Source organism: Roseomonas nitratireducens, from assembly GCF_017813355.1.
GTDB classification, from domain to species: domain Bacteria; phylum Pseudomonadota; class Alphaproteobacteria; order Acetobacterales; family Acetobacteraceae; genus Neoroseomonas; species Neoroseomonas nitratireducens.
Map to the genome: position 1 here is coordinate 23,883 of NZ_JAGIYZ010000026.1, position 17,831 is coordinate 41,713.

A 17,831-nucleotide genomic window follows, 5' to 3' on the forward strand; every position below is an offset into this window, starting at 1 on the left:
GCAAAGGCCCCCGCCGCGCATGGCGCCTATCTGGCCCGCGTCTCGGCCAGGTGGTCGAAGCGGCGGGTGTAGGTGCCCAGGCCCATGGTCTGGGACCGCAGCTCGATGATCAGGTCGTGCAACTCGGATTCCGGCACCAGCGCCTGCACCTCGTCCCAGCCGGGCCAGTCGGGCTTCTCGGCATAGCCGAGGATCTGCCCGCGTCGCCCGGTCAGCAGGCGTTGCGCCGCGGCGGTGCCGTCCTGCGGCACCAGCACCGTCACCTGGTCGACCGGTTCCAGCACCACCGGCTCGGCCTTCGACAGCGCCTCCTGCATCGCCATGCGCGTCGCGGTGGCGAAGGCCATGTCGGAGGAATCGACGCTGTGGAAGGCGCCGTCGAGCAGCGTGACCTGGACATCGACCACGGGGTTGCCGAGCGGGCCGCGGCGCGCCGCTTCCTCCGCCGCCTCGCCCACCGCGGGGATGAACTTGCGCGGGATGGCGCCGCCGACGATGCGGTCCTCGAAGACGAAGCCGTCCCCGCGCGTGCGCGGCGCGACTTCCAGCGTCACGTCGGCGAACTGGCCGTGCCCGCCGGTCTGGCGGCGATGGCGGGCGTGGTGGCGCGCCGGGTGGCGGATGGTCTCCTTGAAGGCGATGCGCGGCCGGCTGGTCGCCACGCGCACGCCATGCGCTTCGGCCAGCCGCGCGACGGCATGGCCCAGATGCAGGTCGCCCTGGCCCGCGAGCAGGATCTGCCCCGCTTCCGCATCGTGGATGACCGAGATCGAGGGGTCTTCCTCCGCCAGCCGCGCCAGCGCGCCCGACAGGCGCACATCGTCCTTGCGGTCCTCGGTCGCGATCGCAAGCGCGAAGACGGGCTGCGGCGCGGCCGGGAAGGGCAGGGTGGGCGCGCTGCCGGAAGGGGAGAGAACATCCCCCGTCGCGGCCGATTCGAGCCGGCCCAGGGCGACGACCTCGCCCATCCCGGCTTCCGGCACCTTCGCGGCCTCGCCACCCATGTATCGGGTGATGCCGCCGATGCGGCCGCCGCCCAGCGTCGCGCCATCCTTCACCGCGCCGCGCCAGATCCTGGCGAAGGAGAGCTTTCCGCCATGCCCGGCATGGAGGGTGCGGAAGACCTGCGCCAGCGCCTCGCCCTCCTGCGCGATGCCGCGCCGCGCGGCGGTCACCTCCGGCCCCGGCACGTCGTGGCGCAGCGCCTTCCACAGGCGCAGCACGCCGTGGCGGCGCTCCGCGGCGCCGATCAGCACCGGGTCGAGCGCGCCGGCCACGACATCCGCGTGCATGGGGCGATAGAGGTCGTCGGGTGTCGGGACGGTGTCCTCGACCACCATTTCCAGCAACGAATCGTCGTGGTCGGCCAGCGCCTCGGCCAGCGCGGCGCGGGCCTCGGCCTCCCGCGCCATCATCTGTTCGGGGATGCGGATGAGGTCGGAGGGGGCGCCGCGGCGCCAGCGATAGGCGCGCTCGCTGACCAAGTCGACATAGCCGGTGACCTCCCCGCCCTCCCGGATCGGCACCTGGCGGAGGACGAGCGGCCGGCGGGAATGGGCCTGGAGCGCGGCGAGGGTGTCCCGCACATGCGTCTCGCCCAGCGTGTCGGCCTTGTTGACGAAGACCATGGCGGGCAGGCCGGCGGCTTCCAGCGCGTGGAAGGCGGGGGCGAGGGTGGCGGCGCGGCCGGGGTCGGGCTCGCAGACGATCAGCGCGAGGTCGGCCACGGCGAGCGCGGCCGCCTGCTCCTGCGCGAATTCGACCGAGCCCGGGCAGTCGAGCAGCGCCCAGGCATCCCCCATGAAGGTGCAATGGCCCAGCCGGGCTTCGGTCCCCATGGCGCGCTGCCGGGCGTCGCCGTTGCGGCGCCCGGGGGGGCTGCCGGCGGCGGCAAGCAGGGCCTCGAACAGGGTGGATTTGCCGCTGCCCTGGGGACCGATCAGGACGACGGCGCGGGGCCGTCTCGACGGGCTACGGGCCTCATTCGGACCGGAATTCATGGCGTTTGCCTCCCTCCGAGCCTTGGCCTGGCTTTGCGCCGGCCGTGTTGGACGGCGGCCCGGCGGAGGGCCGCCGGGAGGAAGCCTAGCGCCGCCCTGGTCGCCATGCGGGGAAAAATCGCGCCCGGTGGCTGCGCACGATGGTGCCACAGGGTGTGGCATGCTCGCCACACTGGCGCGGATATGTCGGAAGGGGCGCCCGGACCTTGCCCCAAGCCGTGTCGGTTGTGGTTAAAGTCCGTCCGACCCCGGATTGGGGTGAAGTCTCTTGCACCGGCGTCGCCGGTGCGTGATCCGGATGCGAGGAATGACGATGAGCTTCAGGAAGACGCTTCTTGCCGCGACGCTGCTGTCGCTGCCGATGGCGGCGAACGCGCAGAGCTGGGACCCCCGGGTGCAGGGCGTGTATGTCGGCGCCGGCCTTGGCGGGAACTACCTGATGGGCAGCTCGGACAGCATCGGCGCTGCCCCGGCGCGCACGGTCGAGCCGGGCTTCGAGTGGGGCTGGGCCGGCGTGCTCAGCGTCGGCTACGGCTTCGGCAACGGCCTGCGCCTCGAGCTCGAGGGCAGCTACCGCACCAACGACATCGACGTGATCAAGGGCGCCCCGGGCAACTACAGCCGCGCCGGCGGCTCCGCCCAGTCCTACGGCGCGATGGTCAACGCGCTGTATGACTTCAACCTCGGCGGCATCGCCCCGTATGTCGGCGTCGGCCTCGGCTACCAGATCCACAACTATGACAGCGTGCGGGGCGTCGCCGGCACGTCGACCGTCACGCTCGACGGCGACGAGGGCAACTTCGCCTACCAGGCGATCGTCGGCGTCGCGCTGCCGATCGACGCGGTGCCGGGCCTCGCGCTGACGGCCGAGTACCGCTTCATGGGCACGCTCGGCCATGACATCGACGGCTCGATCGCGACGACCGGTGCGCCGACGCAGCGCGCGACCTTCGAGGCGGACAACTTCAACCACTCGATCATGTTCGGCGTGCGCTACAACTTCGGCCGCTCGGCCGCCCCGGTGGCCGCGGCCGCCGCGGCCCCGGCGCCGGCGCGCACCTTCCTCGTGTTCTTCGACTGGAACCGCGCCGACCTGACCGCCCGCGCGCGTCAGATCATCGGCGAGGCCGCCCAGGCGCGCCGCACGCAGCAGGTGACCCGCATCGAGGTGAACGGCCACACCGACACCTCGGGCTCCGCCCGCTACAACCAGGGCCTGTCCGAGCGTCGCGCCGCCGCGGTTGCCGGCGAGCTGGTCCGCCTGGGCGTGCCGCGGAACGAGATCGTGACGCGCGGCTTCGGCCAGAGCCAGCTGCTCGTCCCGACCCCGGACAACGTCCGCGAGCCGCAGAACCGCCGCGTGGAGATCGTCCTCCGCTAAGCGGGGGCGCTCGACGCGACATCTACCGGAAGGGCCGCCGAAAGGCGGCCCTTTCTGCGTTCAGGGGGGCAGCGCCACGCCCGTAACGCGCGCGGCGCCGGACAGGCGCAGCGCGGCACCCAGGATCAGCCCGGCCGCGCGGAAGGCTTCCGCGCGCGCCAGGCCCGCATCCAACGCCGCCGCGACCTCCGCCGCGCTCAACGCGCCGACCGCCACAGTGACCAACCGATCGCCCAGGTCGCTATCCGGATCGAGGCTCGCCGCCGGCGCCCGCCGCACCGCCGTGCTGTCCACATCCACCGCATTTGCGATCAGCGTCGCCGCCGCGTCCGCCGTCGCGGCATCCCGCGCCAGCACCGTCACCGCATCGGCGATGCCGAGCGAGAAGGACCGCCCATGCCGGCCCGAAGTCGCGACTCCACCGATGCCGCTGCCATCCGTCACGCGCAGCGCACCATCCATGGCGAGCGACTCCGGCGTCGCGGCAAGTCCGATCGCGAGCGACTCGCCCGGCGCGACATGCAGCGCGATGTCCCCGCCATCGTTCACATAGGCCCGCGTGAGCGGCGCGGCCGCCAGCATCGCCGCCAGCACATGGTCCGCGACGGCGCCGGCGACGGCCGCCATCGGCGTCAGGAAATGCGGGCTGAAGGGCGTGCAGGCCGCGACCATGCGCCGCGCGACGGGATGCGTGACGCGCGGCGCGCGATCCATCGGCTTGCGCAATTCGGCCCGTTCCGCCGCGAGGCCGGGCAGGATCCCCGGGAACAGCGCCATCGCCGCGCGCTCGGCCGCCGCGACGTCCGATTCGCGTCCCCAGGCGCCGATCACCAGGTCGATCGGGCCGTGGCTGAGATGCAGCCGGCCATCCGCGAGCCGCTGCGCGACCGGCGGCTGCATCGCCTCAGCGCGGGAAGGGCCAGGGGTTGGCCTGGTGCCAGGTCTCGACGCGGAGGTCCTCGCCGAGTCCGCGCAGCACCTCCTCGACCGGCTGCACCTGGTCCATGTGGCCACCGAGTCGCCGGTACAGGTCGCGCGGCAGGGTGAATTCGATCGGCGCCACGATCGCAGGCGTCGGCACCGTGCCGAAGGCGCGCCGGGGCATGCGCAGCACATCCGCCATCACCGTGATGCCGCCGCCGGGCCAGAGATAGACGGGCGCGCCGCCCATGGTGACGCGCGTTTCGCCGGCCGCGACGGATCGCGTCAGCAGCACCGGATTCTCGGTCACGCCCGCGCGCAGCGACCCGCCGGCGCCGGCCATGAACAGCACGGAGCAGAGCGAGGGCTCGCAATTCTCCCCGATGCGATCCACCACGCGGCGCACCGCCTCGGGCATCTCGGCCTCGACCGGGCGCAGCGCCTCGTCCAGCACGCAATAGAGCGCGTGGTCGCCGGTCGTGCTCGTCATCAGCAGGCGCAGGCCGGGCCAGGCGATGGCGGGGTCGATGCGCTCGATGACCTCGAGCGGGTCGGTGATATCCGTCCCGCCCCAGCCGAGCCCCGGCCGCGCCACCTGGAAGTAGCGCCCGGGCGTGGAGCGCCGGCCACGCACGCGGATGCCCGCGGCGCGCATGTGCAGCACGCGGCCGGCCTGGTGCTCGGTCAGCACGCCGGTGATGTGGTCGTCGACGACGATGACCTCGTCCACATGGCCGAGCCATTGCTGCGCGAAGATCCCGACCGTCGCGCTGCCGCAGCCGACGCGCATGCGCGTCTCCGCCACGCCGTCCACGATCGGCGCCGCACCGGCCTGGACGACGACGCTGTGGCCACCATCGATCGTCATCTCGACGGGCGCGGCCTCGCACAGCTTCAGAAGCGTGTCGCAGGTGACGACGCCTTCCTTCTTCGACCCGCCCGTCAGGTGGCGCACGCCGCCGATGGACAGCATCTGCGACCCGTATTCGGCTGTCGTGACGTGGCCGACCTGTTCGCCCTGCACGCGCACCGCCGCGGCTTCGGGGCCGAGGTGCCGGTCGGTGTCGATCTTCACCTTCACGCCGCAGTAGCTGAACATGCCTTCCGTCACGACGGTGACGGTGTCGATGCCCGCATGGCTGGCGCCGACGATGAAGGGCGCTGGCTTGTAGTCGGGATAGGTGGTGCCGGCGCCGATGCCCGTGACGAAGACGCGCGAAGGATCGAGCAGCGCGCCATCCCATTCCGCCTGGGCGAAGGGCACGAGCGGCGCATTGCCTTCCATCGCCTGCGTCAGGGCGAGCGCGGGATCGGTACGCACCAGCACGCCATCGTGGTTGGCGTAGCGCGAGCACGCGCCGGCGCGGCCGGGGCGGATGCGGCAGAGCACGGGGCAGGCGTCGCAGCGGATGATGCCGTCGCCCTCGGCGGCGCCGAACTTCTCGCCGCGTTGGGCGCGGCTGGATCTGGCGCTGTCCATCGCCATCAGTCCCCAACAGCCAAGGAAGGGAGGGGGCCCGGGGGAGGTTCTCCTCCCTCGAGTCCCGCAAACAGCCGATGCGGCAGCACCGGCACCTCCGTCATGCGCACGCCCGTCGCGTGCCGGATGGCGGACAGGATCGCCGGCGCCGTCGGCACCAGCGCCGGCTCGCCCACGCCCTTCGCGCCGAAGGGACCCTCCGGCTCGGGATCCTCGATCAGATGGATGCGGATCGCCGGCATGTCGCCCGCGGTCGGGATCAGGTAGTCGTGCAGGCTCTCGGTGCGGCCGGGGATGAATTCCTCCATCAGCGCGAGCCCGAGGCCCTGCGCGATGCCGCCATGGATCTGCCCGGCGACGAGCAGCGGATTCACCGCGCGCCCGACATCCTGCGCCACCGCGATCTCCTCCACCTTCACCGTCCCCAGCGCCGTATCCACCCGCACCAGCGCGACCTGCGCGGCGAAGCCGTAGGTGGCGTAGGGCACGCCCTGGCCATCGGCGTCGAGCGGCACGGTCGGCGGATCGTAGCGCGCTTCCGCGACCAGGTCGGCATCCAGCGCGGCGAGGTCGATGACGCGCCTGGTGTGCGCATCCCGCACCGTCAGCAGCGACCCGTCCAGCGCGAGCGTCGCGCCATCTCCCGCATTGGCCAGCGCGAGGATGCGCGCGCGCAGCGCCTTCGCCGCCTCGGCCGCCGCGCGGCCGCTGACGAAGGTTTGGCGGGAGGCGGAGGTCTTGCCCGCATCCGGCGTCAGCGCCGTGTCGCCCAGCACCTGGCGCAGGGAGGCCAGCGGCAGGCCGAGCGCGTCGGCGGCGATCTGCCCGATCACCGTCGTGCTGCCCTGGCCGATGTCGACCGCGCCGTTGAACAGCGTGAGCGTGCCGTCGCGCGCGAGGCTGATGCGCATCGTGGACGGGTTCGACAGCGCCGTGTTGCCGCAGCCGTACCACATGCAGGCGATGCCGGCGCCGAGGCGATGGCGCGCATGCGCCGCGTTGTGCGCGGCGACACGCGCGAGCAGCGCCTCCCATTCCGGCTTCAGCGCATCGAGGCATTCGGGCAGGCCCGCCGAGGCGTGCAGCACCTGGCCTGACGGTGTGACATCGCCCTTGCCGAGCGCGTTGCGCCGCCGGATCTCCCAGCGATCCATGCCGAGCGCGATGGCAAGGTCGTCCACAAGCGCTTCGGTCGCAATTGCCGCCTGCGGCACGCCGAAGCCGCGGAAGGCGCCGGCCGGCGTGTCGTTGGTGTAGACCGCGCGGGTGCGGTTCAGCACGTTCGGCACGCGATAGGGGCCGGAGGCGTGCACCGGCACGCGGTTCGCGACCGTCGGGCCCCAGGACGCATAGGCGCCGGTGTTGAAGTCGCCATCGAGCATGAAGGCGGTGAAGCGCCCTTCTGCATCGGCGGCCATGCGCGCATGCAGGATGGCCGGGTGGCGCTTGGTGGACGCCGCCATGCTCTCCGTGCGCGTATAGGTCATGCGCACCGGGCGCTTGGCGACGCGCGCCGCGACCGCGAGCAGCGGCTGCACCGAGACGTCGAGCTTGCCGCCGAAGCCGCCGCCGCAGGCGGTCGGCACGATGCGCACGGCATCTTCCGCCACGCCGAGTACGCGCGCCGTCTCCTCCCGGTCCATCACCGGCGCCTGGGTGCAGGCGAAGACGGTCATGGCGCCGTCCGCGCCAGGGATGGCGTGGCCGGCCTCGAGCTCGATATAGGCGTGCTCGACGAAGGCGGTGCGGAAGGTGCCTTCGGCGCGGGCGGCGCTCGTCGCGAAGGCGGGTTCCGCGTTGCCGGTGCGCAGATGCCCGCGCACCAGGATGTTCCCCGGGGCGTGGTCGTGCAGCCGCGGCGCATCCGGCATCGACGCGGCATCGACGCCGTGCAGCGGCGGCAGGACTTCCCACGCGACCGGCAGGTCGGCGTCGCGCACCGCGGCGAGCGTGGCGCGATCGCCAAGCAGGCCGAGCACAGCCTCGCCGCGATAGCGCACATAGCCATCCGCGAAGACCGGCTGGTCCTTGAGGTTCGGCATGATGCCGAAGCCGTTCAGCCCCGGCACGTCGCGCGCCGACAGGATCGCTTCCAGACCCAGGCGCCGCCGCGCGGCGTCGAGGTCGCCGAGCGTGAAGCGCGCATGGGCATGCGGCGACCGCACCACGCGCAGCCAGAGCGCATCCGCAGGCGCGTCGTCGGCGCCATAGAGTTCCGTGCCGGCGACCTTCGGCGCACCGTCCAGGCGCGGGATCGCCGCGCCGACGCGGCCATCGGCAGGCGGCGCGATGACCGTGCCGCGCGCCGCGTCCAGCACCGCATCGATAATCTGCAGGTAGCCGGTGCAGCGGCACAGCACGCCGCCCAGCGCATCCTCCACCGCCGCCCGGTCGGGTGCGGCGTCCCGCCGCAGCAGGTCGAGCGCGGCCATCAGCATCCCCGGCGTGCAGACGCCGCATTGCGCCGCGCCACGCGCGAGGAAGGCGGCGCGGAGGCGGTCGAGCAGCGGGTCCGCGGCCTCGACCGTCGTGATCTCCGCCCCTTCCGCCTGGGCGGTGGACACCAGGCAGGCGCAGACCTGCACCCCGTCCATCAGCACCGTGCAGGCGCCGCAATCGCCGGCGTTGCAGCCTTCCTTCGTGCCGGTCAGGCCGAGCCCTTCCCGCAGCGTGTCCGAGAGCGGCGCGAAGGGATCGGCCGCGACCTCCCGGCGCGCGCCGTTGACGGTCAGCGCGATCATGCGGCGAACCCCGCGAGCAGGTCGCGCAGCAGCACCAGCGCCGCATCCATGCGATAGCCGGCGGTGGCGCGGACATCGTCGATCGGCGCGAGCGGCGCGAGATGCGACGGCTGCGGCACGCGAGGCATCTCGGATGGATGCAGGCCGAGCAGCGCCGCCTCGAGCGCCGCCAGGCGGCGCGCGACCGGCGAGCAGGCGCCGATGGCGATGCGCGCCTCGGAAACCCGGTCGCCCTGCGTCGCGATCACCGCCGCGGCCATGGCGATGGAGATGACGAGGTAGCGCCGCGCGCCCAGCTTCTCGAAGCGCCCGCGCGCGCCGTCGCATCGCGGCACGTGCAGCGCTGTCACGATCTCTCCCGGTGCGAGCGCCGTCGCGCGGTAGCCGGTGAGGAATTCCGCCACCGGCAGACGGCGCGTCGCGTCGCGCGAGGCGAGCTCGACCTCCGCCTCCAGCGCCAGCAGGTTCGGAATGCCATCCCCGGCCGGGGACGCGGTGACGAGGTTGCCCGCGATGGTACCGCGGTTCTGCACCTGGCGGCCGCCCACCTCCCGCGCCGCGGCTTGCAGCCCTTCGAACATCGGCGGCAGCCGGGCATCCGCGATGTCGGTCCAGCTGCTGCGCGCGCCGATGCGCCAGCCTTCCGCCGTCTCGACGATGCCATCGAGACCCGGCACGGCGGAGAGATCGAGCACCGGCGTCGTCCAGGGCTCGCCCCAGGCGGCGCGCGCCGTGCGCAGCGGATGGATGTCGGTGCCGCCGGCGAGTGGCAGGGCGCCCGTCTCGGCGCGGATCGCGAGCGCTTCCTCCAGGCTGCGCGGGCGGAAATAGCCGGTCATGCCGCGCGGCTCCTGCGCAGGGCTTCGGTCGCCGCGGCATCGACGGCGCCGTCGCGCAGCACCACGCCCCACAGCGCGGCCGCCTGCGCTGCATCGTAGGTGCCGCGCCGCACGTCGCGCGCGACGTGCGCCGGGTCGCGCCCGAGCGGATCGCCGTAGCCGCCGCCGCCGGGCGTCTTCACCTCGACGCGGTCGCCGGGGGCGAGCGCGATGCCCTGGTCCTTCGACAGATGCGGCGGGATGGTCGTGGTGCCGCCGCGATGAATGCGCACTTCGTTCGGCGCGCCGTCGCCACCGCCGAGCACGCCGGGCGGGCCGAAGCGGCCATGGTCCATGACGAAGGACGCGCGCGCCTCGCCGCGCAGCAATTCCACCTCGTAGTGCACGCCGAAGCCGCCGCGATGCATCCCCGCGCCGCCCGAGCCCTCCCGCATCGCGAAGCGGCGGAACAGGATCGGGTAGTATTGCTCCATCACCTCGACCGGCGCCGTCTTGCTGATGCCGATGGTGGAACAGCCGTTCGACAGCCCGTCCTCCCGCGCATTGCCGCCATAGCCGCCGCCGGTGATCTGGTACATCACGTAGCCCGCGCCGCGCGCCGGATCGACGCCGCCGAGCGCGAAATTGCCCGAGGTTCCGGCGGGCGCGGCGGTGACTTCGTCCGGCAGCGCCTGCACCAGGCAGAGGAAGACCGCCTCCGCAATGCGCTGGCTGACTTCCGCCGCGCAGCCGCTGACCGGCCGCGGGTAGCGCGCATCGAGGAAGGTGCCCTCGGGCCGGATGATCTCGAGCGGCGCGAAGGTGCCGGCATTGATCGGGATGTCGGGGAAGATGTGCTTCACGCCCAGGCACACCGCAGAATAGGTGGTGGCCCAGACCGAGTTCATCGGCCCCGCGCAGGGCGGCGAGGAACCGGCGAAGTCGAACAGCAGCGCATCGCCGCGCCGCGTCACGGCCAGCGCGATGCGCAGCGGTTCGTTCACCACGCCGTCGGAATCGACGAAGGCCTCCGCGCGCCAGATGCCTTCCGGCATGCGGCGGATTTCGGCGCGCATGCGCTCCGCGGCACGTTCCCGGATCAGCGCGATGGCGCCGCGCAAGGTCTCCGCGCCATAGCGCGCGATCATCTCGCCAAGGCGCCTTTCGCCGACCAGCAGCGCCGCGGCCTGCGCCTTGATGTCGCCGATGCGCTGGTCGGCCACGCGGATGTTGGACTGGATGATGGAAAGGATCTCGCGATCCATCTCGCCGCGCTTGAACAGCTTCACCGGCGGCAGGCGCAGGCCTTCCTGTTCGACCTCCGTCGCGTGGGCCGAGAAGCCGCCGGGGACCATGCCGCCCGTGTCCGGCCAATGGCCGGTGTTCTGCAGCCAGCAGAACAACTCGCCATCGACGAAGAAGGGGCGGGCGAAGCGCACATCCATCAGATGCGTGCCGCCCAGATAGGGGTCGTTGACGATGTAGACGTCGCCCGGTTCCGGCGGCGCGACGGCGCCTTCGCGGATCAGGCGGATGATGTGCCCGGCGCTGTGCTGCATGGCGCCGACGAAGACCGGCAGCCCGCCTTCGCCTTGCGCGATGAGCGCGCCGTCCTCGGCGGCGTAGATGCCGTCCGACCGATCGTCCGCCTCGGCGATGACCGGCGAGAAGGCGGCGCGGGAAAAGGCCAGGTCCATCTCGTTGCAGACCTGCGTCAGGCCGGCCTGGATGACGGCGAGGGTGAGGGCGTCCATCACGTGAAAAGGTCGGGGGAGTGAACTCCCCCGACCCCCCTCCTTTTTCTGTCTGTTGGGGACTGACAGCCGGTGTCGGTGCGAATCATGCCCGTACCCTCAGATTGCCGAGCGCATCCACCACCGCCTCGCTCCCCGGCTCGAGGATGATCGTCGCATCCGCCTGCTGCAGCACGGCCGGGCCCGCGATGCGTGCGCCTTCGGCCAGCGCCTCCCGCCGCCAGACGGTCGCGTCATGCCACGCGCCGCCGGCATAGAGGCGCCGCGCGCCGAGCCGCGCCTCGCCCTTCTCCGTCGCGGCCAGCGCCCGCAGGTCGAAGGGCGGCCGACGGCCGACGACGCTCGTCGTCAGGTTCACGAGCACCGCGCGGATTTCCGGCAGGCGCACCTGGAAGCGCGCGAAATAGGCCTCCTCGAAGGCGGCCTGCACTTCGGCGCGCGTCGGCGCGGCGGATCCGAGCGGCACGCGGATCAGATGCGTCTGCCCGCGGAACTGCATCTCCGCCACGTGGCGGATCTCGACGCGCTCAACCTCGGCGCCGCCGGCCTCGACACCGGCACGGCCGCGCGCGACCTGCGCCGACAGCACCTCCGCGATCTCGGCCTCGGCGATGTCGTCCAGCCCGCGGTTCAGCGTGTTGACCACATCCTGCCGCAGGTCGGCGACCAGGCAGCCGAGCGCATTGGTCAGTCCGGGGCGGAAGGGGACGAAGACCTCCGGGATGCCGATCTCCCGCGCCAGCGCCACGGCATGCAGCGGCCCCGCGCCGCCGAAGGCGAACAGGGAGAAATCGCGCGGGTCATGCCCGCGGGAGAGCGAGACCATCCGGATCGCGCCCGCCATCAGCACGTTGGCCAGGCGGATCACGGCTTCCGCCGTCTGCTCCGGCGCCATGCCGAGCGGCGCGCCGATCTCTCGCGCGAAGGCCTCGCGCACTTCCTCGACGCCGACGCGGCGGCCCGTGGCGAGCAGCGCATCCGGGTCGAGCCGCCCGAGCAGGAGATTCGCATCCGTCACGGTCGGCCGCGTGCCGCCGCGGCCGTAGCAGATCGGCCCCGGCGCGGAGCCCGCGCTTTCGGGCCCGACCCGCAGCATGCCGCCGCGATCGATCCAGGCGATGGACCCGCCGCCCGCGCCGACGGTGCGCACATCGACCATCGGCAGGTGGATCGGCAGGCCGTAGGCGATGGAGAGTTCCGCCGAGACCTCCGGCACCCCGCCCGCGATCAGCGCGACATCGGTCGAGGTGCCGCCCATGTCGCAGGTGATGGCGTTCGCGACGCCCGACTGCGCCAGCGTCGCGGCCGCGGCCATGACGCCCGAGGCGGGGCCGGACATCACGGTCTTGGCCGCTTCCGCGGCGACGGCGCGCGCGGGCACGGTGCCGCCATTGCCGTTCATCACCAGCAGGTCGCGCCTGTGCCCGGCTTCCGCGAGCCGGTCCTGCAGATGCCGGATGTAGCGGTCGAGCACCGGCTGAACGGCGGCGTTCACGCTTGCCGTGGTGCCTCGCTCATACTCGCGGAACTCCGACAGCAGCGCATGGCCGAGCGTGACATAGGCGTTCGGCCAGATGGCGCGCGCGATCTCCCCCGCGCGCCGTTCATGCGCGGGGTTGGCGTAGGCGTGCAGGAAATGGATGACGAGCGCCTCGCAGCCTTCGGCGAGCAGCGCGCGCACCTCGCGTTCCACCGCAGCCTCATCGAGCGGCGTCACCACGGCGCCGCGTGCATCCATCCGCTCCGCGACCTCGCGGCGCCATTCGCGCGGGATCAGCGGCTCGAAGGACCCGGTCATGCCATAGGCGCGCGGGCGCGTGCGGCGGCCGAGTTCCAGCACGTCGCGGAAGCCCTCGGTGGTGATCAGCCCGACCTTGGCGAGCTTGCGTTCCAGCACCGCGTTCGTCGTCGCCGTGGTGCCGTGCACGATCAGGTCGAGCGCGGCGGGCGTGGTTCCCGCAGCCTCGATCGCGGCCAGCACGCCGCCGGCCTGGTTCGCGGCGGTGGTCGGAACCTTGGCGATGCGGATCGTGCCGTCATCCTCCTGCATCACCAGGTCGGTGAAGGTGCCGCCCACGTCGATGCCGGCGATGCGTCGTGCCATGCGGGTCACACCGTCAGGTAGGCGCGGCGGACATCCTCGTCCGCCTCCAGCGCCGCGATGGACCCCTGCCAGCGCACCGTGCCCTTTTCCAGGATCAGCGCCCGGTCGGCGACGGCGGCCGCGAAGTCGAGATTCTGTTCCGAGACGAGCACGGCGATGCCTTCCGCCTTCATCCGCAGCACGGCGTCGGCCATCTGTTCGACGATCACCGGCGCGAGCCCCTCGGAGGGTTCGTCGAGCAGCACGGCTTCCGGATTGCCCATCAGCGTGCGTGCGATGGTCAGCATCTGCTGTTCCCCGCCCGACATCGCGCTGGCGCGGCGATGGCGCATCTCGGCGAGGTTGGGGAAGACCTCGAAGAGCCGCTCCGGCGTCCAGGGCGCGCGTCCGGCGGGCGGGGCGCGGCGGCCGACCTCGAGGTTCTCGAACACCGTCAGGTCGGTGAAGATGCGCCGTTCCTCGGGCACGTAGCCGAGTCCAAGGCGTGCGATGCGGAAGGGGGCCATGCCCGCGATCTCCTGCCCCGCGAAGCGCACCGAACCGGCGCGTGGCGGCAGCAGCCCCATGATGGCCTTGAGCGTGGTGGATTTCCCCGCGCCGTTGCGGCCCATCAGCGCCGCCACCTCCCCGCGCGCGAGGTGCAGTTCCACGCCGAACAGCACCTCCGCCGGGCCGTAGCCGGCGCGCAGGCCGGCGACGTCGAGAACGGGATCAGCCATGGGAGCGCCGCGCGCGTTCGGCCGCGCGCGTCCCGGAATGACCGAGATAGACGCGCTGCACCTCGGGGTCCGCGCGCACCTGCTCGGGGCTGCCGCGGGCGATGATCTCCCCGCGCACCAGCACCAGGATGCGGTCGGCATGGGCGAAGACGGCGTCCATGTCGTGCTCGGTGAACAGCACGCCGATGCGCTCCCCCCGCGCGATGCCGGCGACCAGCGCCATCAGCGCGGAGCGCTCGGCCGGCGCCATGCCGGCGGTGGGCTCGTCCATCAGCAGCAGGCGCGGCGCGGCGGCGAGCGCGATGGCGAGCTCGACGCGCTTCACGTCGCCATAGGCGAGCTCCCCGATCGGGCGGCCGGCCTGCGCGGCCATGCCGACGCGGTCGAGCAGCGCGAGTGCCGCGTCCCGGTGCATCGCCATGGCATCGGGCAGCAGCATCCGCGTCTGGCCGTGATGCGCGATCAGCGCCATCTGCACATTGCCGAGCACGGAGAAGGACAGGAAGGTCTGCGCGACCTGGAAGGTGCGCCCCACCCCCATGCGGCACACCGCGCGCGGCGGCATGCCGGTGATGTCCTGCCCGGCCAGCGTGACGCGCCCCGCATCCGGGCGCAGCTGCCCGCCCACCATGTTGAAGGTGGTGGACTTGCCGGCGCCGTTCGGGCCGATGATGGCGAGCATCTCGCCGCCTTCGAGCGCGAAGGAGACATCCTTCGCTGCCAGTACGCCGCCGAAGCGCTTGGTCAGCCCTTCCGCCGAGAGCAGCGTCATGCGCGCCGCCTCCGCAGCGTGTCCCAGGCGCCGGCGAGGCCGCGTGGGAAGACGAGCACCATGGCAATGATCGACAGGCCGAGGAACAGCCGCCAATGGTCGGTCAGCGGCATGAAGAAGTCCTTCGCCGCGTGGAAGGCCGCGGTGCCCGCCACCGGGCCGAGCACCGACTGGATGCCGCCGAGCAGCAGCATCGACAGGAAGTCGACGCTCATCGGGATGCCGAGCAGCGTCGGGTCGATCGAGCCCTTCGAGAAGGCGTAGAGCCCGCCCGCCAGCCCCGCCGCCGCGCCCGCCAGCGTGAAGCCGAGCCAGCGATGCATGCGCACGTCGACGCCGATCGCATCCGCGCGCTGCGCCGAATCCCGCGCCGCGCGCAGCGTCGCGCCGAAGGGCGCATGGATCACGCGCCGCAGCAGGATGATGGCGGCGACCGTCACGGCCGCGACGAGGTGGTGATAGACCTCCCGCGACGCCGCCCAGCGCGACGGCCAGACGCCGACCAGGCCGTTGTCGCCGCCCGTCACCTCCACCCACTGGAACACCACCGCATAGGCGATCTGCGCGAAGGCGAGGGTCAGCATGGCGAGGTAGATGCCCGACAGCCGCACGACGAAGAAGCCGAACAGTGCCGCGAAGGCGCCGCCGGCGATGGGTGCGGCGAGCAGCGCCGGTTCCATTGGCAGCCCCGCCTTGACCACCAGCAGCCCCGCTCCATAGGCGCCGAGCCCGAAATAGGCGGCATGGCCGAAGGAGACGATGCCGCCATTGCCGACCAGGAAGTTCAGCGAGAAGGCGGCGAGCGCGAGGATCAGCACCTCGGTCCCCACCTTCACCGCATAGGCGTCGAGCAGGGGCAGCGCCAGCACGGCGGCGATCCCGACGGCCGCCAGGACCCTGCCCGCGGCATCGAGCGGGCGCGGGTCGAGGATGCCTTCCGGCAGCACCACGCGCCCCGCCGCCGCTTCCGGCTTGCCGAGCAGCCCCCAGGGCTTGACCACCAGCACCACGGCCATCAGCAGGAAGACCAGCACCAGCGTGATCTTGGGGAAGATCAGCACGCCGAAGGCCTGCAGCTGCCCGATCAGCAGCGCGGCGATGAAGGCGCCCGGCACGCTGCCCATGCCGCCGATCACGGTGACGACGAAGGCCTCCGTGATGATGGACAGGTCCATCTGCGAATTGGCGCTGACGCGCGGGATCTGCAGCGCGCCGCCGAGTCCCGCCAGCGCCGCGCCCAGGAACAGCGTGCCCGTGAACAGCATCGCCTGGTTTACGCCGAGCGCGCCGACCATCTCGCGGTCCTGGGTCGCGGCGCGGATCAGCACGCCGAAGCGCGTGCGGTGCATCAGCAGCCACAGCAGGCCGAGCACCGCCGGCCCGACGGCGATCAGGAACAGCTCATAGGCCGGGAAGCGCTGGTCGAGGATGAACACGCCATGCCGCAGCCCCGGCGCGCGCGGGCCGGGAATGTCCACCGGCCCCCAGACCAGCAGCACCAGGTCCTGCACGATCAGCACCACGCCGAAGGTCGCCAGCAGCTGGAACAGTTCCGGCACGCGGTAGATGCGCCGCAGCAGCAGCACCTCCATCGCCACGCCGAGCGCGCCGACGGCCAGGGCGGAGACCAGCACGCCCACGAAGAACAGCCAGGGCGAGCGGTCGATCTCCAGCAGCCAGGGCACGAGCGTGACCGCGATATAGGCCCCCAGCATGTAGAAGGAGCCATGCGCGAAGTTCACGATCCGCGTCACGCCGAAGACGATCGTCAGCCCCGACGCGATGACGAACAGCGATGATGCGCTGGCCAGCCCCGACAGGGACTGGACCAGCAGGAAGTCCCATTGCACGAAGCGTCAGGTCCGGCGCGCGGCGCGCACCTCCTCCTCGGAGAACATGTAGTTGGCGCCGTCGGCATAGCGGATGTTGCGCATCGTGCCCTGCCGGCCGCGCAGCGCGGTCTCGCCCACCCAGGTGCCCATGGTGCCCTGCTGGTCGATGCCGCGCATCGTCACCGGGCCGACCACCGTGTCGGTGCGCAGGTCGCGCAGCGCGTCGACCAGCGCCTCGTTGTCCAGCGAGTTCGCCTTGTTCAGCAGGTTCGCGATCACCTGCACCGTGACGTAGCCGAGCAGCGAGCCCTTGCGCGGCGTGTCGTTGAAGCGCGCGCGGTAGCCGTCCACGAAGGCCTGGTGCGTCGGCATGCCCGTGACCTGGTCCCAGGGATAGCCGGTGACGATCCAGCCTTCCGGCGTCTCCTCCCCCAGCGGGATCATGTATTCGGGCTCGCCGGTCAGCAGGGAGACGACGGTGCGGCGTTCGAACAGGCCGCGCGTGTTGCCTTCGCGCACGAAGGCGGTCAGGTCCGCGCCGAACAGGACGTTGAAGATGCCGTCCGGCCGCGCCTGGCCCAGCGCGCCGACCGTCGCCCCCGCATCGACCCGGCCGAGGGCGGGGAACTGTTCCGCCACGACCTCCGCACCCGGGATGGCGGCGGGCAGCAGGCGCTTGAAGTTGGCCGCGGCCGACTGGCCGTATTCATAGTTCGGCGCGACGATGGCCCAGCGGCGCACGGGGCGTCCCCGGATCGCCTCGACCAGCATGCGCGTCTGCATGTAGGTGCTGGGGCGCAGGCGCCAGGTGTAGCGGTTGCCCTGCGCCATGGTCAGCGCGTCGGTCAGCGGCTCGGTCGCCAGGAACAGTCGCTTGCGCTGGTTGGCGAAGTCCGCGACGGCGAGCCCCACATTCGACAGGAAGGTGCCGGCGAGGAAGGCGACGTTCTCGCGCGTCAGCAGTTCCTCCGCCACGCGCACCGCGTCGCCCGGCGTCGATCCGTCGTCGCGGAAGACGAATTCGATGCGCCGCCCGCCCATCACGCCGCCGGCGGCGTTCACAGCGTCCTGCGCCTGTTGCATGGCGTTGCGGTAGGGCACCGCGAAGGCGGCCATGCGGGAATAGGAATTCAGCTCCCCGATGCGGATCGGCGCGTTCTGCGCGAAGGCCGGCCGCGCCAGCGGCAGCAGCGCGGCCGCGCCAAGGGCGCGGCGGGAGATGGCGAAGCGGGACATGCGGAGGCCTCCTGTCGTTGGGGGGATGTTCGCGAGGCCGGCGGCCCGGCGCAATGGGGTCGTTGCGCTTGAC

12 protein-coding genes and 2 pseudogenes are annotated in these 17,831 nt (G+C 72.2%); 1 reads left to right on the top strand and 13 read right to left on the bottom strand.

Annotated elements, in window-relative coordinates; all coding sequences use genetic code 11:
• Nucleotides 1-26: 26 nt before the first annotated feature.
• Nucleotides 27-2,000, bottom strand: coding sequence for an elongation factor G (locus J5Y09_RS20545; RefSeq protein WP_209353730.1), 1,974 nt, complete (start codon nt 1,998-2,000; stop codon nt 27-29).
• Between the two features lie 313 nt (nt 2,001-2,313).
• Between J5Y09_RS20545 and J5Y09_RS20550 the strand changes: the two genes are divergently transcribed.
• Entirely contained in the window at nt 2,314-3,381 is a 1,068-nt protein-coding gene (locus J5Y09_RS20550; RefSeq protein WP_209353731.1) for an OmpA family protein, read from the top strand.
• A 60-nt stretch (nt 3,382-3,441) separates the two neighbouring features.
• On the opposite strand, the gene J5Y09_RS20555 is transcribed toward J5Y09_RS20550, so the two are convergent.
• The 12 genes and pseudogenes from J5Y09_RS20555 to J5Y09_RS20600 form a co-directional block, all read right to left on the bottom strand.
• On the bottom strand, nt 3,442-4,281 hold the full coding sequence (locus J5Y09_RS20555) for a UPF0280 family protein (protein WP_209353732.1): 840 nt from the start codon (nt 4,279-4,281) through the stop codon (nt 3,442-3,444).
• 4 nt (nt 4,282-4,285) lie between these two features.
• Entirely contained in the window at nt 4,286-5,782 is a 1,497-nt protein-coding gene (locus tag J5Y09_RS20560) for a 6-hydroxynicotinate reductase (protein ID WP_245217291.1), read from the bottom strand.
• Between the two features lie 5 nt (nt 5,783-5,787).
• On the bottom strand, nt 5,788-6,936 hold the full coding sequence (locus J5Y09_RS24870) for a xanthine dehydrogenase family protein molybdopterin-binding subunit (protein WP_408904076.1): 1,149 nt from the start codon (nt 6,934-6,936) through the stop codon (nt 5,788-5,790).
• Nucleotides 6,916-7,653 (bottom strand): annotated as a pseudogene (locus tag J5Y09_RS24875) (molybdopterin cofactor-binding domain-containing protein); the annotation flags it as partial. The gene J5Y09_RS24870 and the pseudogene J5Y09_RS24875, both read right to left, overlap by 21 nt.
• A gap of 84 nt (nt 7,654-7,737) precedes the next feature.
• A pseudogene (locus tag J5Y09_RS24880) lies at nt 7,738-8,523 on the bottom strand ((2Fe-2S)-binding protein); the annotation flags it as partial.
• Nucleotides 8,520-9,362 carry an FAD binding domain-containing protein gene (locus J5Y09_RS20570; protein WP_209353735.1) on the bottom strand — a complete coding sequence of 281 codons (843 nt, stop codon included), beginning with the start codon at nt 9,360-9,362 and terminating at the stop codon, nt 8,520-8,522. The pseudogene J5Y09_RS24880 and the gene J5Y09_RS20570, both read right to left, overlap by 4 nt.
• Nucleotides 9,359-11,095: a hydantoinase B/oxoprolinase family protein gene (locus J5Y09_RS20575; RefSeq protein ID WP_209353736.1), complete on the bottom strand. Its 1,737-nt coding sequence runs from the start codon at nt 11,093-11,095 to the stop codon at nt 9,359-9,361. Before J5Y09_RS20575 ends, J5Y09_RS20570 begins: the two co-directional genes overlap by 4 nt.
• Before the next feature lie 85 nt (nt 11,096-11,180).
• Nucleotides 11,181-13,199, bottom strand: a complete 2,019-nt coding sequence (locus J5Y09_RS20580; RefSeq protein WP_209353737.1) for a hydantoinase/oxoprolinase family protein — start codon at nt 13,197-13,199, stop codon at nt 11,181-11,183.
• A gap of 5 nt (nt 13,200-13,204) precedes the next feature.
• Nucleotides 13,205-13,918, bottom strand: coding sequence for an ABC transporter ATP-binding protein (locus tag J5Y09_RS20585; protein WP_209353738.1), 714 nt, complete (start codon nt 13,916-13,918; stop codon nt 13,205-13,207).
• Complete coding sequence (locus tag J5Y09_RS20590) at nt 13,911-14,690, bottom strand: ABC transporter ATP-binding protein (protein ID WP_209353739.1); 780 nt, start codon at nt 14,688-14,690, stop codon at nt 13,911-13,913. The genes J5Y09_RS20585 and J5Y09_RS20590 overlap by 8 nt, the downstream gene beginning before the upstream one ends.
• The gene (locus J5Y09_RS20595) at nt 14,687-16,540 is read right to left on the bottom strand and encodes an ABC transporter permease (RefSeq protein WP_209353740.1); all 1,854 of its coding nucleotides are present in this window, start codon (nt 16,538-16,540) and stop codon (nt 14,687-14,689) included. The genes J5Y09_RS20590 and J5Y09_RS20595 overlap by 4 nt, the downstream gene beginning before the upstream one ends.
• 6 nt (nt 16,541-16,546) lie before the next feature.
• Complete coding sequence (locus tag J5Y09_RS20600) at nt 16,547-17,758, bottom strand: ABC transporter substrate-binding protein (RefSeq protein ID WP_209353741.1); 1,212 nt, start codon at nt 17,756-17,758, stop codon at nt 16,547-16,549.
• Between the last annotated feature and the right edge of the window lie 73 nt (nt 17,759-17,831).

Excerpts from the sequence above, each read along its gene's own strand:
- J5Y09_RS20545 (WP_209353730.1), bottom strand. The coding sequence starts at position 2,000 with ATGAATTCCGGTCCGAATGAGGCCCGTAGCCCGTCGAGACGGCCCCGC.
- J5Y09_RS20600 (WP_209353741.1), bottom strand. The coding sequence starts at position 17,758 with ATGTCCCGCTTCGCCATCTCCCGCCGCGCCCTTGGCGCGGCCGCGCTG.
- J5Y09_RS20560 (WP_245217291.1), bottom strand. The coding sequence starts at position 5,782 with ATGGACAGCGCCAGATCCAGCCGCGCCCAACGCGGCGAGAAGTTCGGC.
- J5Y09_RS20590 (WP_209353739.1), bottom strand. The coding sequence starts at position 14,690 with ATGACGCTGCTCTCGGCGGAAGGGCTGACCAAGCGCTTCGGCGGCGTA.
- J5Y09_RS20585 (WP_209353738.1), bottom strand. The coding sequence starts at position 13,918 with ATGGCTGATCCCGTTCTCGACGTCGCCGGCCTGCGCGCCGGCTACGGC.
- J5Y09_RS24870 (WP_408904076.1), bottom strand. The coding sequence starts at position 6,936 with ATGGATCGCTGGGAGATCCGGCGGCGCAACGCGCTCGGCAAGGGCGAT.
- J5Y09_RS20575 (WP_209353736.1), bottom strand. The coding sequence starts at position 11,095 with ATGGACGCCCTCACCCTCGCCGTCATCCAGGCCGGCCTGACGCAGGTC.
- J5Y09_RS20550 (WP_209353731.1), top strand. The coding sequence starts at position 2,314 with ATGAGCTTCAGGAAGACGCTTCTTGCCGCGACGCTGCTGTCGCTGCCG.
- J5Y09_RS20580 (WP_209353737.1), bottom strand. The coding sequence starts at position 13,199 with ATGGCACGACGCATCGCCGGCATCGACGTGGGCGGCACCTTCACCGAC.
- J5Y09_RS20555 (WP_209353732.1), bottom strand. The coding sequence starts at position 4,281 with ATGCAGCCGCCGGTCGCGCAGCGGCTCGCGGATGGCCGGCTGCATCTC.
- J5Y09_RS20570 (WP_209353735.1), bottom strand. The coding sequence starts at position 9,362 with ATGACCGGCTATTTCCGCCCGCGCAGCCTGGAGGAAGCGCTCGCGATC.